The sequence below is a fragment of the Mesorhizobium sp. WSM4935 genome, assembly GCF_029625735.1.
GTDB lineage: Bacteria > Pseudomonadota > Alphaproteobacteria > Rhizobiales > Rhizobiaceae > Mesorhizobium.
Genome location: NZ_JARTVR010000009.1, coordinates 201,311 through 220,408, shown reverse-complemented (window position 1 = coordinate 220,408; position 19,098 = coordinate 201,311). Strand labels below are relative to the sequence as shown.

19 protein-coding genes are annotated in these 19,098 nt (G+C 63.2%); 8 read left to right on the top strand and 11 right to left on the bottom strand.

Annotation, left to right across the window (positions count from 1 at the left end):
- Positions 1–97: 97 nt before the first annotated feature.
- Positions 98–796 carry an RNA polymerase sigma factor gene (locus tag P9273_RS21080; protein WP_052458862.1) on the bottom strand — a complete coding sequence of 233 codons (699 nt, stop codon included), beginning with the start codon at positions 794–796 and terminating at the stop codon, positions 98–100.
- Positions 797–937: 141 nt separating this feature from the next.
- Positions 938–2,110, bottom strand: coding sequence for a cystathionine beta-lyase (locus P9273_RS21075; RefSeq protein WP_278050615.1), 1,173 nt, complete (start codon positions 2,108–2,110; stop codon positions 938–940).
- 481 nt (positions 2,111–2,591) lie between these two features.
- On the opposite strand from P9273_RS21075, the gene P9273_RS21070 reads away from it, so the two are divergent.
- The 5 genes from P9273_RS21070 to P9273_RS21050 all read left to right on the top strand — a co-directional run bounded on the left by P9273_RS21070 (position 2,592) and on the right by P9273_RS21050 (position 7,681).
- Complete coding sequence (locus tag P9273_RS21070; RefSeq protein WP_041001199.1) at positions 2,592–3,620, top strand: amino acid ABC transporter substrate-binding protein; 1,029 nt, start codon at positions 2,592–2,594, stop codon at positions 3,618–3,620.
- 62 nt (positions 3,621–3,682) lie between these two features.
- A complete protein-coding gene (locus P9273_RS21065; protein WP_278050614.1) occupies positions 3,683–4,870 on the top strand; it encodes an amino acid ABC transporter permease in 1,188 nt (395 codons plus the stop codon).
- 4 nt (positions 4,871–4,874) lie between these two features.
- Positions 4,875–6,032, top strand: a complete 1,158-nt coding sequence (locus P9273_RS21060; protein ID WP_041001196.1) for an amino acid ABC transporter permease — start codon at positions 4,875–4,877, stop codon at positions 6,030–6,032.
- A gap of 78 nt (positions 6,033–6,110) precedes the next feature.
- The gene (locus tag P9273_RS21055) at positions 6,111–6,914 is read left to right on the top strand and encodes an amino acid ABC transporter ATP-binding protein (RefSeq protein ID WP_052457670.1); all 804 of its coding nucleotides are present in this window, start codon (positions 6,111–6,113) and stop codon (positions 6,912–6,914) included.
- Between the two features lie 101 nt (positions 6,915–7,015).
- A complete protein-coding gene (locus P9273_RS21050) occupies positions 7,016–7,681 on the top strand; it encodes a TIGR02117 family protein (protein WP_278050613.1) in 666 nt (221 codons plus the stop codon).
- A gap of 8 nt (positions 7,682–7,689) precedes the next feature.
- On the opposite strand, the gene P9273_RS21045 is transcribed toward P9273_RS21050, so the two are convergent.
- From P9273_RS21045 to P9273_RS21030, 4 genes are all read right to left on the bottom strand, one after another.
- Positions 7,690–8,013, bottom strand: a complete 324-nt coding sequence (locus P9273_RS21045) for a BrnA antitoxin family protein (protein ID WP_278050612.1) — start codon at positions 8,011–8,013, stop codon at positions 7,690–7,692.
- On the bottom strand, positions 7,991–8,290 hold the full coding sequence (locus tag P9273_RS21040) for a BrnT family toxin (RefSeq protein WP_278050611.1): 300 nt from the start codon (positions 8,288–8,290) through the stop codon (positions 7,991–7,993). Before P9273_RS21040 ends, P9273_RS21045 begins: the two co-directional genes overlap by 23 nt.
- A 63-nt stretch (positions 8,291–8,353) precedes the next feature.
- Entirely contained in the window at positions 8,354–9,586 is a 1,233-nt protein-coding gene (locus P9273_RS21035; protein ID WP_278050610.1) for an FAD-dependent monooxygenase, read from the bottom strand.
- 16 nt (positions 9,587–9,602) lie between these two features.
- A complete protein-coding gene (locus P9273_RS21030; RefSeq protein ID WP_027169907.1) occupies positions 9,603–9,848 on the bottom strand; it encodes a zinc-finger domain-containing protein in 246 nt (81 codons plus the stop codon).
- A gap of 248 nt (positions 9,849–10,096) precedes the next feature.
- Here P9273_RS21030 and P9273_RS21025 point away from each other — a divergent pair, with 248 nt between their 5' ends.
- Together P9273_RS21025 and ppx are read left to right on the top strand one after the other, a co-directional pair.
- A complete protein-coding gene (locus P9273_RS21025) occupies positions 10,097–12,289 on the top strand; it encodes an RNA degradosome polyphosphate kinase (RefSeq protein WP_278050609.1) in 2,193 nt (730 codons plus the stop codon).
- Positions 12,286–13,821: an exopolyphosphatase gene (gene ppx / locus P9273_RS21020; protein ID WP_278050608.1), complete on the top strand. Its 1,536-nt coding sequence runs from the start codon at positions 12,286–12,288 to the stop codon at positions 13,819–13,821. The genes P9273_RS21025 and ppx overlap by 4 nt, the downstream gene beginning before the upstream one ends.
- Before the next feature lie 28 nt (positions 13,822–13,849).
- Here ppx and P9273_RS21015 read toward each other — a convergent pair whose 3' ends face one another.
- The 4 genes from P9273_RS21015 to P9273_RS21000 all read right to left on the bottom strand — a co-directional run bounded on the left by P9273_RS21015 (position 13,850) and on the right by P9273_RS21000 (position 17,234).
- On the bottom strand, positions 13,850–14,272 hold the full coding sequence (locus P9273_RS21015; RefSeq protein ID WP_278050607.1) for a DoxX family protein: 423 nt from the start codon (positions 14,270–14,272) through the stop codon (positions 13,850–13,852).
- Positions 14,273–14,466: 194 nt separating this feature from the next.
- Complete coding sequence (locus tag P9273_RS21010) at positions 14,467–14,883, bottom strand: DoxX family protein (RefSeq protein ID WP_278050606.1); 417 nt, start codon at positions 14,881–14,883, stop codon at positions 14,467–14,469.
- Between the two features lie 209 nt (positions 14,884–15,092).
- Positions 15,093–16,490 carry a class II fumarate hydratase gene (gene fumC, locus P9273_RS21005; protein WP_278050605.1) on the bottom strand — a complete coding sequence of 466 codons (1,398 nt, stop codon included), beginning with the start codon at positions 16,488–16,490 and terminating at the stop codon, positions 15,093–15,095.
- Between the two features lie 264 nt (positions 16,491–16,754).
- On the bottom strand, positions 16,755–17,234 hold the full coding sequence (locus P9273_RS21000) for a cupin domain-containing protein (RefSeq protein WP_278050604.1): 480 nt from the start codon (positions 17,232–17,234) through the stop codon (positions 16,755–16,757).
- Positions 17,235–17,337: 103 nt separating this feature from the next.
- Between P9273_RS21000 and P9273_RS20995 the strand changes: the two genes are divergently transcribed.
- Positions 17,338–18,309 (top strand): LysR family transcriptional regulator, encoded by a 972-nt coding sequence (locus P9273_RS20995; protein ID WP_278050603.1) that lies wholly within the window; start codon positions 17,338–17,340, stop codon positions 18,307–18,309.
- Here P9273_RS20995 and P9273_RS20990 read toward each other — a convergent pair.
- Entirely contained in the window at positions 18,294–19,067 is a 774-nt protein-coding gene (locus P9273_RS20990; RefSeq protein WP_278050602.1) for an SDR family NAD(P)-dependent oxidoreductase, read from the bottom strand. The genes P9273_RS20995 and P9273_RS20990 overlap by 16 nt on opposite strands.
- Between the last annotated feature and the right edge of the window lie 31 nt (positions 19,068–19,098).

The following is a 19,098-nucleotide window of genomic DNA, read 5'->3' as shown; positions in this document are numbered from 1 at the left end:
TCGCCCGGCGGTTCTGGCCTCGGGCTTCATCTGGTGTTGACTGCCATTGGATGCGGGCAAGAACGAAACGTTCCCGGGAAACGGCGGGAGATCGAAATCAGGGCTCGAATCCCAGTCTTTTCATCACCGCCTGCGTCAGCCGCTCGCAGCGCCGGCCGGCGAAGGGGAAAGCGTCGAGCAACACCGGGCCGATCTCGTCGTCCAGCGCCTTTCGCACCAGTGTTCGCGCCCGGTGCAGCCTGGTCTTCACCGTCTCGGGTTTCACGCCCAGCAGGTCGGCGGTCTCCTCGATGCTGAGGCCCTCGATGACGCGGGCGACGAAGACGGTACGATAGACATCGGGAAGGCTGTCGGTCGCCCGTTCGACAAGCCCGAGGATCTGCCGCTGCGCCATTGTCCGCTCCGGATCGTCTCCTGGATTCAAGTCGTTTTGGTTCAAGGGAAACCAGATGATCTGCGCTTCCGGATTTCCGGGCATCGCAACGATCCGCTTGCGCTTGCGCAGCCGGCCGAGCGCTTCGTTGATGACGATGCGCGACAGCCAGGTCGAAAGCGAAGCCTCGCCGCGAAAAGCGCCGAGATTGGCGAAGGCGCGCATATAGGCCTCCTGCACGATGTCCTCGGCCTCGGCGTCGTTGCGCACGACGCCACGCGCAATGCGGTAGAGTCGCTGGTTGTGCGTCTTGATGATGGTGCGGAACGCGTCCGGATCCCGCGCAAGCGCCCGGCACACCAGCGCCATGTCGCCGGCCTCGGCCGGGCCGACCTCGGCGGCTTGCAAGGCACGCTTTCTCATCTCGCCGATCTCCCGACAGTCTTACATCCGCATTGGATGCGCCCGCGGGCAAAAGGTTCCCCGCGTTGGTTGCGCGGGCCATGCTACCGCTTCGGCCGAGGCCTGTCTGCCGCTCTATGGGAGCTTTCGCCAATCAGCCTGTCATCCGGCGGCAGCCGCCGCGGCCAGGCCGCGGAGAATGTCGGCCTTGAGGTCCTCGACATCTTCCAGCCCGATCTGCAGGCGGACCAGCGAGCCGGCGTAAGCCCCCTTGGCGATGGTACGGTCGCCGAGGAAGACCGGAACGGCAAGGCTCTCATAGCCGCCCCAGGAATAGCCGAGCCCGAAGATCTTGAGGGCATCGAGAAAAGCGTGCTGCGCCTTCTGCCCGCCGCCCTTGAGCACGACCGAGAAGACACCGCTCGAGCCGCAGAAATCGCGCTTCCAGAGCGCATGGTCGGGATGGCTTTCGAGAGCCGGGTGCAGCACTTGCGCGACACCTGGCTGCTCCTCGAGCCACCGCGCGATATCGAGCGCGCTCTTGCGGTGCTGCTCGAGCCGCACCCCCATGGTGCGCAGGCCGCGCAGCACCTGATAGATGTCGTCGGGACCGGAGCAGCACCCGAGCGTGCAGAAGCCGTCATAGAGCTTCGTCCAGCAGCTCTCGTTGGCCGAAACCAGGCCGAGCAGCACATCGGAATGCCCGGCCGGATACTTCGTCGCCGCATGGATCGAGATATCGACGCCATGGTCGAGCGGCTTGAAGTAGAGCGGGGTCGCCCAGGTGTTGTCCATCATCACGATAGCGCCGGCAGCATGCGCTGCCTTGGCGATAGCCGGGATGTCCTGCACCTCATAGGTGTTCGATCCCGGCGATTCGGTGAACACCACCTTCGTGTTGGGCTTGATCAGCGATGCGATCCCGGCGCCGATGCGCGGTTCGTAATATTCGACCTCGATGCCGAGCCGCCTCAGCATCGTATCGGCGAAGTGGCGCGTCGGGTGGTAGACACTGTCGACGATCAACAGGTGATCGCCCGCGGCAAGGGAGGCGAGCAGCGGCACGGTCACGGCGGCGAGTCCCGAAGGAACGGCGACGGTTCCGGCGGAGCCTTCCAGCGCATCGACCGCGAGCGTGAGCGCATCCATCGTCGGCGTGCCGCGCGTGCCGTAAGTGTATTTCTGGCTGCGCCCGGCCATGGATGCCGCGTCTGGATAAAGCACCGTCGAGGCATGCACGACCGGCGGATTGACGAAACCGAAATAATCGCGGGGGTTGTTGCCGGAATGGGCAAGCAGCGTGTTGATGCCCATTTCTATACCGTCTTTAGCCATGGTTCGTCGCCAGCCAATTCATATAAGGGGTCGAATGATGTCAGGAGACCAGCCATAAAGCGGCGGCAAGGCCCGCGCAACCGCGCCTGGCCCGCCAAAAGCCGGTGTTCCGGTGGGCCAATCCAGCGGCGCACGCGCTCAATAACCTGCAGCTATTGCCGAAGCGGATTTCATCGCCGGCAATCGATTCGGGACGACGGAACTTGGCTGATTTGTTTGCACGGCCTGCCGGTTTTATGGTGCTCTTGTCCGCAATTCACGCATTTGCGGCAATTGGTTTTCAAGCGGGTCGCAATTCGGTCATTTCCCTTGACCTCACAGGAATAATCGCCTTCGATGCGTTTCGTGAATGGGAGGCAGGCATCGTAACCGATGCGGGTCCGGGAGTGGGCCTTAAAGTGGGAGCTGCATTCACAAACGAAAAAAGATCAGTGTCGCCTGGCAGCAGGGGGCGCCTGTAACAGAAAAGGGTCTGTGGGTCATGAAACACATTGCAATCGGCATCCTTGGCGCCGCCGCGCTCGGGTTCATGGCGTCCGCCGCTTCGGCCGGCACGCTCGACACCGTCAAGCAGAAGGGCTTTATCCAGTGCGGCGTCTCGACCGGCCTCGCCGGCTTCTCGGCACCGGACGACAAGGGTGAGTGGAAGGGCATCGACGCGGACTTCTGTCGCGCCGTGGCGGCCGCCGTCTTCGGTGACGGCTCCAAGGTTAAGTTCACGCCGCTCAGCGCCAAGGAGCGTTTCACCGCGCTCCAGTCGGGCGAGATCGACATCCTGTCGCGCAATACCACCTGGACCAGCAACCGCGACAGCGCGCTCGGCCTCGATTTCGTCGGCGTCACCTACTATGACGGCCAAGGCTTCATGATCAACGCCAAGAAGCTGCCGGGCGTGAACTCCGCGCTGCAGCTTTCGGGCGCCGCCGTCTGCGTGCAGAGCGGCACCACGACCGAGCTCAACCTCGCCGACTACTTCAAGAAGAACAAGATGGAATACAACCCCGTCGTGTTCGAGAAGCTGGAAGAGGTCAACGCAGCCTATGACGCAGGCCGCTGCGATGCTTACACCACCGACCAGTCCGGCCTTTACGGCATCCGCCTGACGCTGTCCTCGCCGGCCGACCATGTCGTGCTGCCAGAGATCATCTCCAAGGAGCCGCTGGGCCCGGCCGTGCGCCAGGGCGACGACCAATGGGCGCATATCGCGCGCTGGACGTATTTTGCGCTGCTCAACGCCGAAGAAGCCGGCATCACCCAGGCGAATGTCGACGAGATGAAGACGTCGACCGATCCGAACATCCAGCGTATCCTCGGCACCGAGCCCGACGGCAAGTACGGCGCCGATCTCGGCCTCTCCAACGATTGGGTCGTCAACATCGTCAAGGCCGTCGGCAACTACGGCGAAATGTTCGAGCGCAATGTCGGCTCGGGCAGCCCGCTCAAGATCGCGCGCGGCATCAACGCGCTGTGGACCAAGGGCGGCTTGCAATATGGCCCGCCGATCCGCTGATTGAAATGTGATCCGGGGGGCAGGTCGTCTGCCTCCCGGTTTCTCTTTTCAGGGGACGGTCCATGGCTTCGCAGGAAATACTTCGCGAGGAGCCGAGCCGCGGCTCCTTCATCAATGACCCGAGAATACGCAGCCTGTTCTTCCAGACGCTGGTTGTGATCCTGCTGTTCGGCTCGATCTGGTGGATCATCAACAACGTCATCGAGAACCTCCAGCGCCTGCACATCGCCTCTGGCTTCCAGTTCCTCAAGAGCAGGGCCGGCTTCGATATTTCCGACACACCGATCGCCTACACTTCGGACGCGACCTACGGCCGCGCGCTGATCGTGGGCCTTCTCAACACCATCATCGTCGCCGTCGCCGGTATCGTCATCGCCACCATTGTCGGTTTCATCATCGGCATCGGCCGCCTGTCGCAGAACTGGCTGATCCGCAAGATCTGCACGGTCTATGTCGAAATCTTCCGCAACATCCCGCCGCTGCTGGTCATCTTCTTCTGGTATTCGGGCGTGCTCGCCGTGCTGCCGCCACCGCGCGAAAGCATCCACCTGCCGTTCGGCTCCTTCCTCAACCAGCGCGGCTTCTATTTCCCGCGCGCCATTTGGGGGGATGGTTCCTGGCTAATCGGCGTGGCATTGCTGCTCGCCATTGCCATGGCCTGGTTCGTCGCTCACAAGGCACGTCAGCGGCAGAGGGCGACCGGCCAGCAATTCCCGGTATTCTGGACCTCCGCGGCGCTTATTGTCGGCCTGCCGGTGCTCGCCTTCTTTCTCGGCGGTATGCCGCTCACCTTCGACTTCCCGAAGCAGTCGACCTTCAATCTCACCGGCGGCTTCTGGGTCAAGCCGGAATTCCTGTCGCTGTTGCTTGCGCTTTCCTTCTACACGGCCGCCTTCATCGCCGAGATCGTCCGCGCCGGCATCAGGGGCGTGAGCAAGGGCCAGAGCGAAGCGGCGGCTGCGCTCGGGCTGCGTTCCGGTCCGATCATGCGCCTCGTGGTGGTGCCGCAGGCAATGCGCATCGTCATCCCGCCGCTCACCAGCCAATATCTCAACCTCACCAAGAACTCCTCGCTGGCAATCGCCATCGGTTATCCCGATCTCACCGCCACCGCCGGCACGGTACTGAACCAGACCGGCCAGGCGGTCGAGGGCGTGTTCATCATGATGATCGCCTATCTGGTGCTGAGCTTGGTGACGTCCTTCGTCATGAATATCGTCAACGCCAGAATGGCGCTGGTGGAGAGGTAGGGCCATGCAGGAACACGATATGTCCTGGGTGCGCACCGAGATGGCGCTTGCTCAGCCGGCACCGCCTACTGAACATGGCGCCTATGCCTGGGTGCGCAAGAACCTGATCGGTTCGGTCGGCGACGCCATCCTCACCATACTCGGCATTGCCATTGTGCTCTGGATTCTGCCGCAGGTCATCAACTGGGCCTTCATCAATGCCGTTTGGAGCGGGCCGGACCGCACCGTCTGTGCTACCGTTTCGCAAGGTGGCGTCCAGCCCGACGGCTGGACTGGCGCCTGCTGGGCCTTCGTCAACGCCAAATTCGGCCAGTTGATGTTCGGCACCTATCCGATCGAGGAGCGCTGGCGGCCGATCCTGGTCGGCATCCTGTTCGTGCTGTTGCTAGTGCCGATGCTCATCCCGCGCGTGCCGCGCAAGGGGCTGAATGCAATCCTGCTCTTCGTGGCGTTGCCGATCGTCTCCTTCTTCCTGCTGGTCGGCGGCGTGTTCGGCCTGCCGCATGTCGAGACCCCGCGTTGGGGCGGGCTGCTCGTGACGCTCAGCCTCTCTTTCGTCGGCATTGCCGTGTCGCTGCCTTTGGGCATCATGCTGGCGCTCGGGCGCCGTTCGAAGATGCCGATCGTCAAATGGCTCTGCGTCGTCTTCATCGAGACGGTGCGCGGCATTCCATTGATCACGGTGCTGTTCTTCGCCAGCGTCATGCTGCCGCTGTTCCTGCCCGCGGGCGTCACCTTTGACAAATACTTGCGCGCGTTGATCGGCGTGTCGCTGTTTGCCGCCGCCTATATGGCCGAAGTGGTGCGCGGCGGCCTGCAGGCGATTCCCAGGGGCCAGTATGAGGGCGCCGATTCGCTCGGCCTCGGCTACTGGCAGAAGATGGGCCTGATTGTGCTGCCGCAGGCGCTGAAGCTGGTCATCCCAGGCATCGTCAACACCTTCATCGGCATGCTCAAGGACACCAGTCTGGTCCTGATCATCTCGATGTTCGACCTGCTCGGCGTGGTGAAGCAGAACTTTGCCGACCCGAACTGGGCGACGCCCCAGACTCCGAAGTCCGGCCTCATCTTTGCCGCCTTCGTTTTCTGGCTGTTGTGCTTCGGCATGTCGCGCTATTCAATGTACACCGAACGCCGGCTCGACACCGGCTACAGACGCTGATGCATGCCGCCCAAAAGTCTGTAGCGGTTTTGGGGATAACGAAATGCATCAAACGCAACGATAAAAGGGGAATTGGCCATGGCCACCGAAAACGCCGTCAGCGCGGAAGACCTCAAGGTCAATGCCGGAAAGATGCATGTCTCGACCACCGATGTCGCCATCGACATCGTCGGCATGCACAAATGGTATGGCGAGTTCCACGTGCTGAAGGACATCAATCTGAAGGTGATGCGCGGCGAGCGCATCGTCATCTGCGGTCCGTCCGGCTCCGGCAAGTCGACCATGATCCGCTGCATCAACCGGCTGGAGGAGCACCAGAAGGGCAAGATCATCGTCGACGGCAAGGAGCTCACCAACGATCTGAAGAAGATCGATGAGGTGCGCCGGGAGGTCGGCATGGTGTTCCAGCACTTCAACCTTTTCCCGCATCTCACCATCCTGGAAAACTGCACGCTGGCGCCGATCTGGGTGCGCAAGATGCCGAAGAAGCAGGCCGAGGAAATCGCCATGCATTTCCTCAAGCGCGTCAAGATCCCGGAGCAGGCCAACAAATATCCGGGTCAGCTCTCTGGCGGCCAGCAGCAGCGCGTGGCGATTGCGCGCTCGCTGTGTATGAATCCGCGCATCATGCTGTTCGACGAGCCGACCTCGGCGCTCGATCCCGAAATGATCAAGGAAGTGCTGGAGACGATGGTTGGCCTTGCCGAGGAAGGCATGACCATGCTTTGCGTCACCCACGAAATGGGCTTTGCCCGCAAGGTCGCCAACCGGGTGATCTTCATGGATCAGGGCCAGATCGTCGAGCAGAACACGCCAGCCGAATTCTTCGATCATCCGCGCCATGAGCGCACGAAGCTCTTCTTGTCGCAGATCCTGCACTGAGCGATCCGACGCCAATTCAAAAAGCCCGGTCGTGGAACGGCCGGGCTTTTTTGCTATCGGGGGCGGTAGTTGGCTCGATGGGCGGGACCGGTCGCACCTTGATGAGAAAGCTTTGGCGTTTCCTGGCCGTGCTGGTTGCCGCGGTGCTTGTTGCCGCCGCGCTCGGCACGGTGATACCGCGCCCGCTCTGGCCGGCCGCCGCAGAAGGTGAGGGCACGCGGCACATCCTTGTGCTGAAGAACCCGATCCACACCGACATCGCCGTGCCCCTCGATGACGGCGTGCGCCGGCGCTTCGCCTTCCTGGCCGGTGCCGGCCTGCCGATAGAGGCGCCGGGGGCGCGTTTCATTGTCTTCGGCTGGGGCGGCCGAGCCTTCTATCTGGAGACGCCGACTTGGTCGCAGCTGAAGGCCGCGCCGGTTCTGAAGGCGCTGACGCTCGACGCCTCGGTGATGCATGTCGATGTCGCGGGTGCGATCAAGGAGCAGCATCCAGACGTCGCTGGTTTTGAGGTCGACGAGGCGCATTTTTCGGCGCTACTCGATTACATCGCCGGGAGTTTTCAGCAGGGGCCGGACGGGCCTGTGGTCATCGAGAACGCCGGCTATTCCGGCTTTGACCGTTTTTACGAGGCCAACGGCAATTTCAACGCGCTGGCCGGCTGCAACACCTGGACGGCGGCGGCACTGCGCATCGCCGGTCTGCGCACTGGCTGGTGGAACCCGCTGCCGGTATCGCTGGGGTGGTCATTGAGGCTGTACAATTAGCCTCTGTATCAGCTGGCCTTGCGATCCTGCTTCGTAACATATTCGCGCAATGCCTTGTTGATCGCGCTTTGATAGCCACGACCTTCCGGCGTGTGCTGCTTGAACCAAGCAACGACATCGGAATCGAGACGTAGGGTCAGTTGCTGCTTGACCGGTTTGAAATACGGGTTTCGGGCAGCGCTCTGCCAGAATTCTTCGGTCAATTCGGGGATGTCAGTCGTATCGACATCATTCTCCGAACGCGCCTTCAGCGCAGCGATTTCCGCTTTCTGAGTTTCGGTCAGCGGGGGTGGATTTGCAGGATCGAATTTATACCGAACGATTTTCCGCATAGCGTCTTCTTTCTCTCGTTGTTGCCCGCCGCGCTGAAATGATGCGGATCACGTCGAAGCCATCTTCTTCTCGATCGGCATGGGCAACCAACAAAACAAGGATGCCTTCGATCACACCTATGGTTTGCCAGCGATACTCATTGCCTTCCACCCGGTCTTGTTCAGTCAAGGCGAACGGATCAGAGAAAACGCGAATGGCTGTCTCAAAACTCACACCGTGCTTGCGCAAATTGAATCTGGCCTTTTCCAGATCCCATTCAAATCTCAATCCTTCCATGTGCGTAACCACAAAAATGTAACTACAAATAGCCCCTGCGTCAAGTTGGCTGGTTGCAGTGCTTCACCGCCTCATAACCGTCCGCTCTTCCCACCCGTAGAGCCAGTCCAGGTCCGCCGCGAGCTTCTCCCCCGGCCGCGTCGCAAGCACCAGATTGCGGGCAACCGCAACTGGCCCCCTGGCATGCCAGGCCAGGCGATTGAGGGCGCCGCGTTTCAGCACCTTTTCGACGCGCGGGCGCCTGAGATTCTCCCAGACAGTCAGGCTCTGCCGCTGATCACCCGGAAAATCGGCAACGAGATTGGCGAGCGTCGCGGCGTCCTCGATCGCCATGGCCGCCCCCTGCGCCGCGAACGGCGTCATAGCATGCGCGGCGTCGCCAATCAGCGCGATGCCCTCCGGCATCGTCCAGCGCCGCTGCGCGACCGTGTGGATGGGGAAAGCCGTCCACGGCCCCGCAAGCGCCGCAAGCTTCGCCAGCGTTGCCGCCGTGCCGCGCATGGCGGCCGAAAGGATGGCCGGGTCCGCATGGCCGGACCAGCCTTCGGCGATGCGCTCACCCTTGGTGAAGGCCGCCAGATTGAAGGAGCTGCCCTTGCTCACCGGATAGGCGACCATGTGGAAGCCGGGATGCAGGAAGGTGGTGACGCAATCGGTCGCGCCGATTTGTGCAAAGGTCTGGCCGGCGGCGCTTTCCGCCGGGACAGTCGCGCGCCAGGCGAGCTCGCCGGAAAAGCGGCTTGCCGCAAAGCCGGCCGTCCGGGCAAGCCCGGCGCGAACCGAGGACCAAACGCCGTCGGCGGCGACCAGCAGGCCGCCGACGATATTCGTCGCTGTGCCTTCGCTCTCGACAGTGGCGGTAACGCTTTGAGGGTCGATGGCGACGTTGGTCATGCGCGCGCCGGTGACAAGCTCGATGTCGGACCGTTCCGCCACTGCCGCCACCAGCGCCGCCTGCAGGTCGGCACGGTGCGCCACGAGATAGGGCGCACCCCAGCGCTTTTCTGCGGCTTCTCCAAGCGGCACGCGCGCAAGCTCGCGCAGGCTCCTCGCGTCCTTCAATACCACCGCTTGCGGCCGGATCGCATTGGGCAGCAGGCGATCGAGCACGCCGAGCCGGCGCAGGATGCGGGTTGCGTTGGGGGAAAGCTGGACCCCGGCGCCGGCCGCCTCTAGTTGCCTGGCCTGCTCGAACAATCTTACCGGGAAGCCACGCTCGGCAAAGGCGAGCGCCGCCGTCAGCCCGGCGATGCCAGCCCCGGCGATGACGATTTGCCGGGACCGTGTCTCAGTCATGGTCGGAAATGGACGATCAGGCGGCCTGGTCGACATAGAGGCAGCCGGCCGGCTGCGTTTCCGTCGCCTTCAGCGACGGCGAATAGCGGTAGAGCGTCGAGCAGTAGGGGCAGACCTTCTCGTTGTCGTCGCCCATGTCGAGGAACACATGCGGATGGTCGAAAGGCGGGTTGGCGCCGGTGCACATGAATTCCTTGACGCCGATCTCGATAACCGGATGGCCCGCGTCGTTCTGGAAATGGGGAATGCTGCCGCCTGCCATCATCGTCTCCAATCGGGTTCGGCCAGTGGATGTGACCAGCCTGCATCTGGAGCATAACAGGCCAGTTTGCAAGATCGATGAAATCAAACTGTCGCAAAAGCCTGTCAGAGGATAAGTTGAGCCGGTTAAGCGCATGGGGCCGGGCGCGGAGCGATTCCGTGACGATCATGCGTCACAAAGAAGTGCTAAAGCGTCGTCGAACGGCAGTATGCGGCGCGCAGGGACGGTTGCAGGCAAGAGCGGAAAACATGAACGAACTGAAGCCGGTGCAGAGCGAGTTCATCACTGTCGAGGCGGCAAGCCCGGACGGCAATCCCGACCGTTTCGTCAACCGTGAATTCTCCTGGCTGCAATTCAACCGCCGCGTGCTGGAGGAATCGCTGAACGAGCATCATCCGCTGCTCGAACGCGTCCGCTTCCTGTCGATCTCCGCCGCCAATCTCGACGAGTTCTTCATGGTGCGCGTCGCCGGTCTCGCCGGCCAGGTGCGTGAGGGCATCGCGCTGAAGAGCCCGGACGGCCGCACCCCCGAGCAGCAGCTCGAGCAATTGCTGCGCGAGGTCGAGCGCCTGCAGGAGGACCAGCAGAAGAGCCTCTCGGCGCTGATGACCTTGCTCAACAAGGAAGGCATCGAAAGCATCACCCGCGATGCCCTCACCAAGGACGAGAAGGCTTGGCTGGAAGAGCATTTCCAGGAACAGGTTTTCCCGGTGCTGACGCCGCTGTCGATCGACCCGGCGCATCCGTTCCCGTTCATTCCCAATCTGGGCTTCTCGATCGCGCTGCAACTGCGCCATCGCAAGAATGGCGAGGAGATGAGCGCGCTGTTGCGCCTGCCGGTGGCGCTTAAGCGCTTCATCCGCCTGCCGGATCGGAAGCACCATGTCCGCTTCATCCCGCTGGAGGAAGCGGTCGGCATCTATATCGGCAAGCTTTTCCCTGGCTACGAGGTCAAGGGTTCGGGCACGTTCCGCATCATCCGCGACAGCGATATCGAGGTCGAGGAAGAATCGGAAGATCTCGTGCGCCTGTTCGAGACGGCGCTGAAGCGGCGCCGGCGCGGTTCGGTGATCCGGATCGAATTCGACACGCTGATGCCGGCGGAATTGCGCGATTTCGTCGCCGGCGAGCTCGGTGTCTCCGCGAGCCGCATCAGCGTTCTGACCGGCCCACTCGCGCTCAACCAGATTTCCGAGATCGTCGCCATTCCGCGCGACGACCTGAAGTTCACACCCTACAATCCGCGCTTCCCCGAGCGCATCCGCGAACATGGCGGCGACTGCCTGGCCGCCATTCGCGAGAAGGACATCATCGTCCACCACCCCTACGAGTCCTTCGACGTGGTGGTGCAGTTCCTGCGTCAGGCCGCCGCCGATCCGGAAGTGGTGGCGATCAAGCAGACGCTCTACCGGACCTCGAACGATAGCCCGATCGTGCGCGCGCTGATCGATGCGGCCGAGGCCGGCAAGTCGGTGACGGCGTTGGTCGAGCTCAAGGCGCGCTTCGACGAGGAGGCCAACATCCGCTGGGCGCGCGACCTCGAACGCGCCGGCGTCCAGGTCGTGTTCGGCTTCCTGGAGCTGAAGACCCATGCCAAGATGTCGTTGATCGTGCGCCGCGAGGACGGAAGGCTGCGCAACTATGTGCATCTCGGCACCGGCAACTATCATCCGGTCACAGCCCGTATCTATACCGACCTGTCCTTCTTCACTACCGATCCGACCATCGCGCGCGATGTCGCCCAGATCTTCAACTTCATCACCGGCTATGCCGAACCGGCCGAGGAGATGCGCCTTGCCGTGTCGCCGTTCACGCTGCGCAAGCGCATCCTGAGGCACATCGCCGAGGAAGTCGTTCACGCGCGCGAGGGACGGCCGGCCCGCATCTGGATGAAGATGAACGCGCTGGTCGATCCGATCGTCATCGATGCGCTCTACGAGGCCAGTCACGCCGGAGTCGAGATCGACCTCGTCGTGCGCGGCATCTGCTGCCTGAGGCCGCAGGTGCCGGGTCTTTCCGAGAACATAAGGGTCAAATCGATCGTCGGCCGTTTCCTCGAGCACAGCCGCATCTTCTGCTTCGGCAACGGTCACGGCCTGCCGTCGGACGAGGCGATCGTCTACATCTCGTCCGCCGACATGATGCCGCGCAATCTCGACCGCCGCGTCGAGACCCTGGTGCCCATCACCAATCCAACTGTGCATGAGCAGGTGCTTGGCCAGATCATGCTGGGCAACATTATGGACAACCAGCAAAGTTTCGACGTATTGGCTGACGGCACCTCCCGGCGCGTTGTGCTGGAGGAGGGCGAGGAGCCGTTCAACGCGCAGGAATATTTCATGACCAACCCGAGCCTCTCCGGACGGGGCGACGCGCTGAAGTCACATGCGCCCAAGCGCATCGCCCAGTTCAAGCGCCGCAAGAAGAACGCCGCCGCGTGATTGCAGTCTCCCAGGGCCGGCTTCAGGACCGGCGGCCGCTATCGATCATCGACATTGGATCGAACTCGATCCGTCTTGTCGTCTATGAGGGGCTGGCGCGCTCGCCCACGCTTCTATTCAACGAGAAGATGCTGGCCGGCCTCGGCCGCGGTATCGTTTCGACGGGCAAGCTCGACCCGGAGGCCGTGACGCGCTCGATGGAGGAATTCAGCCGGTTCCGCGCGCTGTCGGATCAGGCGGGCGCCGAGCACATCTATGTGCTGGCCACCGCCGCGGCGCGCGAGGCTGGCAACGGCCCCGATTTCATCCATCGCGCCGAGGACGTGCTGAAGACCGAGATCCGCGTGCTCACCGGCCGCCAGGAAGCTTATTATTCGGCGCTCGGCGTCATTTCCGGCTTCCATCCGGCGAACGGCATCGCCGGCGACCTTGGCGGCGGCAGCCTTGAGCTGATCGACATCAATCGCGAGGCGATCGGCGACGGCATTACACTGCCGCTCGGCGGCCTGCGCCTGCAGGACATGGCGAAGAACTCGCTCGTTCAGGCGCAGAAGATCGCGCGTCAGGAACTGGCGCGGGCAAAGCTGCTCAAAGGCGGGCAGGGCAGGGTCTTCTATGCCGTCGGCGGCACATGGCGAAACCTAGCCAGGCTGCATATGGAGATGACCAACTATCCGCTTGGCGTCATGCATCACTATGAGATTTCGGCCGACAGCGCGCAGGCTTTCCTCAAGCAGGTGGCAAGGGGCGAAGTCGAGAAGGTGCGCGGTATCGAGGGCGTCTCCAAGAACCGCCGCTCGCTGCTGCCCTACGGCGCGGTTGTGCTGCAGGAGATCATGGCGGCGATGCAGCCCTCGAAGATCGTCGTTTCGGCGCAGGGCGTGCGCGAGGGCTTTCTCTATTCGCTGCTCGACGCCGAGGAGCAGAAATCCGATCCGCTGATTTCGGCCGCCGAGGAACTGGCACTGTTGCGCTCGCGCTCGGTGCATCATGCGCATGATCTCGTCGAATGGACCGGCAAGGCGTTCAAGGCCTTCGGCATTGACGAGACCGAAGACGAGGCGCGCTACCGCCATGCAGCCTGCCTGCTCGCCGATATCGGCTGGCGCGCGCATCCAGAATATCGCGGCAGGCAGTCGCTCAACATCATCGCGCATGCCTCCTTCATCGGTGTCGACCATCCCGGCCGCGCCTATCTGGCTCTGGCCAACGCCTATCGCCATGACGGCGTCTTCAACGACACCATCGCACCCGAGATCAAGGCGCTGGCGCCGCCGCGCCTGCTCGAGCGCGCCCGCGTGCTGGCCGCGATGATGCGCGTCGTCTACCTGCTGACGGCCGCAATGCCGGGCGTCATGCCGCGGCTGAAATGGGAAAGCCGCGGCAACGGCGCGCTGGCGCTGGTGCTGCCGGCCTCGCTCGCCGATCTCTATGGCGAGCGCCCCGCCGGCCGGCTGGCGCAGCTTGCGCGTATCACCAACCGCCGGCTCGTGCTGGCGGTCGAAGGCGGGCCAAGTGTCTCGGTAAAATAGGGCGTGTCCGTGAAATAGGGCGGGCGCTTCAGGTCGCCTCGGCGCCGATCCCGAAGCCACGGCCGTCGGCCGACCATGCGCCGGCGCCGGCCATGGCAAGCGCCAGGAAGCCACCGGCAAGGGCGATGTCCTTCATCAGCATTTGCTGGTGCAGGAAGGCAAGCGTCGCGTCGTCGCCGCCTTGGCCGTAATGGCCGATGAAGCTGGCCACGATGCAGAAGGCGGCAAGCAGAAGCGCCACGATCCGCGTCTGGAAGCCGACGAGGATCAAAAGCCCGGCAACCAGTTCGAACAGGCCGGTGCCCCAGGCGGCCAAGGTCGGCAGCGGCAGCCGGAGCCCGGCGAAATAATTGATCGTGCCGGCGATATTGGTGAGCGCCTGGAAACCCGACGGCACGAAGAGCGCGGCAAGAAGGAGCCGCGAGACCAGAAGCAACGCGTTGCGAAACATTGGCACCTCCCTTGCCGGCGCATGACGCTGGCTGCCGGCGCAGTCTACGCCTGCAACGAAAAAGCGGCGCGGAAAATTCCGCGCCGCTCGCGTTCAAGGCTTGGGAGGCCAAGCAATTCCAGGAAAAGTGTGAAGCGTTTAGGTTCGGCGACTTCGCCGTAACCTTCCGTTCGGAATTGCGTCAGACAAAAACTTCAGGCGCGCTTGTCGTCGATCGAATAGGCGCCGGCGCCGGACGAGGCGAGCAGGATGAAGCCGCCGGTAATGGCGAGGTTCTTGAGGAACTGGATCATCTGCATCTGGTCGGCCCAGCCGGTATGCGCGACCAAGCCAGTGGCGATCGTGAAGATGGCGAGTACCCAGGCGGCGATGCGGGTCTGGAAGCCGAGGAGGATGGCAAGGCCGCCAAGCAGTTCGATCAGGCCGACGACAACGGCGGTGACGGTCGGCACCGGAAGGCCGAGAGCGCCGAAATAGCCGGCGGTGCCGGAAATGGCGGTGAGCTTGCCGAAGCCGGAAAGCAGGAAGATGACGGCAAGCAGGATGCGGCCGAGCAGGATCGTTACGGAACCATTGGGCGCGGTGCCGGCGACGGAAGAGTTGATGGACATGGCGGTTCTCCGAGTGGGTTGAATGGTCGTCAGATAAACGATGGAGACTGTTCACAAAAAGCCGCCTATGTGGCGACACATTGTTCACAGAAGCTATGTGCTACTGGTCTGTGGTTTGCGCGAAATCCATGCCGCGGCAATGAGCGGCGGGAGCAAATTCTCCCACCGCAAAATGTCTCGTCGGCTCCACCCTGGATAGGAAGCGGCCCTCAGCCCGGATGCGTCATGTCCTCCGGCCGCACCAGCCGGTCGTAATCGGCTTCGCTGACCAGACCGGTAGCCAAGGCCTCCTCGCGCAAGGTCGTGCCGTTCTTGTGCGCGGCCTTGGCGATCTTGGCGGCGTTGTCATAACCGATGGTGGGCGCCAGCGCCGTCACCAGCATCAGCGAGCGCTCCAGCGCGGCCTTGATGTTGTCCTCACGCGCCTCGATGCCCACCACGCAATTGTCGGTGAAGGATACGGAGGCATCGGCCAGCAACTGCACCGACTGCAGGAAATTATAGGCCATCAGCGGGTTATAGACATTGAGCTCGAAATGGCCCTGGCTGCCGGCGAAGGTGAGTGCTGCATTGTTGCCGAACACCTGCACGCAAACCTGCGTCAGCGCCTCGCACTGGGTCGGATTGACCTTGCCCGGCATGATCGAGGAGCCCGGCTCGTTTTCCGGCAGCGAGAGCTCGCCCAGGCCCGAACGCGGGCCGGAGCCGAGCAGGCGGATGTCGTTGGCGATTTTGAACAGCGCCGCGGCGGCCGCGTTGATCGCGCCATGCGAGAACACCATGGAATCGTGCGCCGCGAGCGCCTCGAACTTGTTTGGCGCGGTCACGAAGGCGATGCCGGTGATGGCGGCTATACGGTCCGCTACCTTTTCCGCGAAGCCGACCGGCGCGTTAAGGCCCGTGCCGACGGCGGTGCCGCCTTGCGCCAGCTCCTGCAGGCCGGGCAGCGTCTGCTCGATGCGCTTGATCGACGAGGCGACCTGCGCGGCATAGCCGGAAAACTCCTGACCAAGCGTCAGCGGCGTGGCGTCCTGCGTGTGTGTGCGGCCGATCTTGATGATGTGGTTGAAGGCGCGGGCCTTGGCGTCGAGCGCCTTGTGCAGGTGATGCAGGGCAGGGATCAGGTGATGCACGACCCGCTCGGCACAGGCGATGTGCATGGCCGTCGGATAGGTGTCGTTGGACGACTGGCTCATATTGACGTGGTCGTTGGGATGCACCGGCTTCTTGGAGCCCATCACGCCGCCGAGCATCTCGATCGCCCGGTTGGAGATCACCTCGTTGGCGTTCATGTTGGATTGCGTGCCGGAGCCTGTCTGCCACACCACCAGCGGGAAATGGTCGTTGAGCTTGCCGTCGATGACTTCCTGCGCCGCCTCGACGATCGCCTTGCCGATGGCGGGGTCGAGCCGCTTCATCTCCATGTTTACCTCGGCCGCGGCGCGCTTGACGATGCCGAGCGCGCGCACGATCGAAGCCGGCTGCTTTTCCCAGCCGATCTTGAAATTGCCCAGCGAACGCTGCGCCTGCGCGCCCCAATATCGGTCGGCCGCCACCTCGATGGGGCCGAACGTATCGGTTTCGGTTCTGGTCTTTTCAGGGCTCACGGCAAGTCTCCGGTCTGTCGATTTGGGCAAGGGCGTATCGCGTTGCACAAACGGCATCAAGCGGAGATTGCGGGCAGGGAAGATGCAAATCGTTTGAAGGTAGCGCCGGCAAACTCCCCGTGATGGGCCCTCAAGGGGGGAGATGTCGCCGAAGGCCGCAGAGGGGTGGCGCCGCGCGTGAAGCGCCAACCTCTGTTCGCTTCCCAAGATATCGAGACGACCTCTCTGGCCTGCCGGCCATCTGCCCCTCGAGAGGGAGATTGCTCACCCCATCGGCGGTCCGAGAATGTCGATGCCGTTCTCTCCACATAGTCTCGTCAACGCCGCGACCATCTCAGGCGTCGGCTCCGCCGGCGGCGGCAGGTCCGGCCGCGCTGCCGGCCGGCTTGCCTGGCGAACCATGGTCTCGAAATCGGAGCCGCGCGTGATGGTAAGCGTATGCGCGCCTTCCGGGGATTCGACCTTGAAGGTATGCGGTAGGCCCTTCGGCGCGATGACGGTCTCGCCTGCGCCGACGATCCGTTCATGGCCGTTGATCTGAAACCGCATGCGTCCTTCGAGGATGTGGAACACCTCGTCCTCGTTCCGGTGCACATGCAGCGGCGGTGAGTCGCCATGGGGCAGGCGATGCTCGATGACGCATACGCCGTCCTCGCCGTCGGCCGACGAGACCTGGATAGCGACGAGCGTGTTGTTGAACCAGAGGAGTTCCTTGCCTGCGATGGTCCTGTTGATCATTGTCATGATTGCTCTCCCTTCGGGTGCCGTCGAAACGGCCTCGGTGGCGACCTAACCCGGGGTGGGCGGATGATGGAAATCGAATGATCGTATGGGTTGAATTGATCCGATGAATTTGAACGCGCTCGATCTTAATCTGGTGAGGGTGCTCGATGCGCTTCTGCGCGAGAAGAGCGTGACGCGCGCGGGCGAGCAGATCGGCCTCAGCCAGCCGGCCGTGAGCGCAGCGCTCAACCGCTTGCGCCATGCTCTGAACGATCAGCTTTTTGTGCGCCGCGGCAACGACATGGTGCCGACGCCGCGCGCCGAAAGCCTGGCCGGGCCAGTGCGGGCGGCGCTGCGCGAGATCGAGCGTGCCTTTCAGCCAGCGACGGATTTCGATCCGGCAAGGTTGGAGCGGACCTTCACCTTCATGGGCGCTGATTTCTTCTCCACGCTCCTGATGCCGCCCTTTGCCGCCCGCATCGCCGCGGTGGCGCCCGGCATATCGTTCCGTTTCCTCGATAGCGCCATCGGCGACGTCTCGAAGCTGCTGCAGGAGGATCTGATCGACCTGGCGCTGGAGCGCCCGCTGGAGGTCGCGGAGTGGGTCTCGAGCGTGGCGCTGTTCGGCTCCCCTTTCGCCGTCATCGCGGCGAAAGCCAATGCCGAGCTCAGCAAGGCGGGAATCGCCGAAGGCGAGCAAGTGCCGCTCGACCTCTTTTGCGCGCTTCCGCATGCGTTGCGCTCCATCGACGGCTCGATGTCGGGCTTCACCGACGACGCGCTGGGCAGGATGGGCCGGACGCGCCGCGTCACGCTCGCTCTGCCGCACTTCCAGGCCGTCGCGCTGGCCGTAGCGAACGGACCATATCTGGCGGCGGTTCCAAGGCAGTTCGCTGCTGTCGCCGCGAAATCCTTGCCGCTCGGCGTATACCGGGCGCCGATTTCGATTCCCTCGCCGGCAGTCAGGATGTACTGGCACGCGCGCCGCGACGATGAGCCGCCGCATCGCTGGATCCGCGAGCAGATCCTCGATGAGGTGGGAAAGCTGGGCTTCAAGGACTGGGACGGCCCTGTCAGTGTTCACCCGGCGGTATAACCGCCATCCACCGCGAATATGCCGCCGCTGGTCCAGGCGGCCTCGTCGCTGGCGAGATGGACCGCCATGCCGGCAACATCCGAGGGTCGGCCGATGCGGCCGAGCGGATAGCTGCGCTCGACATAGGCATTGAGTTCGGCATGCGCCTCGGCCGGCAGGTTGACGATCGACCTGCGACGCATGGCGGTGTCGATTGTGCCGGGCGCGATGGCGTTGACGCGGATGCCGCGCGGGCCAAGCTCGAAAGCGAGCGATTTGGTCAGCGAGTTCAGCGCGCCCTTGGAGAGCGAATAAAGGCTCGACGGCCGCTTCGGGATCATCTTGTTGGCGAAGTAGGATGAAATGTTGATGACAGAGGCGCCGGCGCTCAGATGCGGCAACAGCCGCTGGGTGACGAAGAATGCCGCCGTCACGTTGAGCGCGAAGGAATTCTGGAACTGCTCCGCGCTCACCGTCTCGAACGGCACCAGATAGGCGACGCCGGCATTGTTGACGAGGATGTCCAGTGGCCGGTCCGATTGCTTGGCACGGCTGCCTACAGCATCGATGCCGGCGCTGGTGGCGAGATCGGCCGACAGCGTTTCGATCGCGACACCCCTATTTTGCCGGGCTATTGTGCGACGCGCTGTTTCGAGCTTGCCTGCATCGCGTCCGACGATCAAAAGGTCGGCCCCCTCGCGGGCAAAGGCTTCGGCAATCGCCAGGCCGATGCCGTCCGACCCGCCGGTGACCAGCGCCCGCTTGCCCTGAAGTCGCATCGCCATGCTCCTGCAATTGGAGCGGGAATGC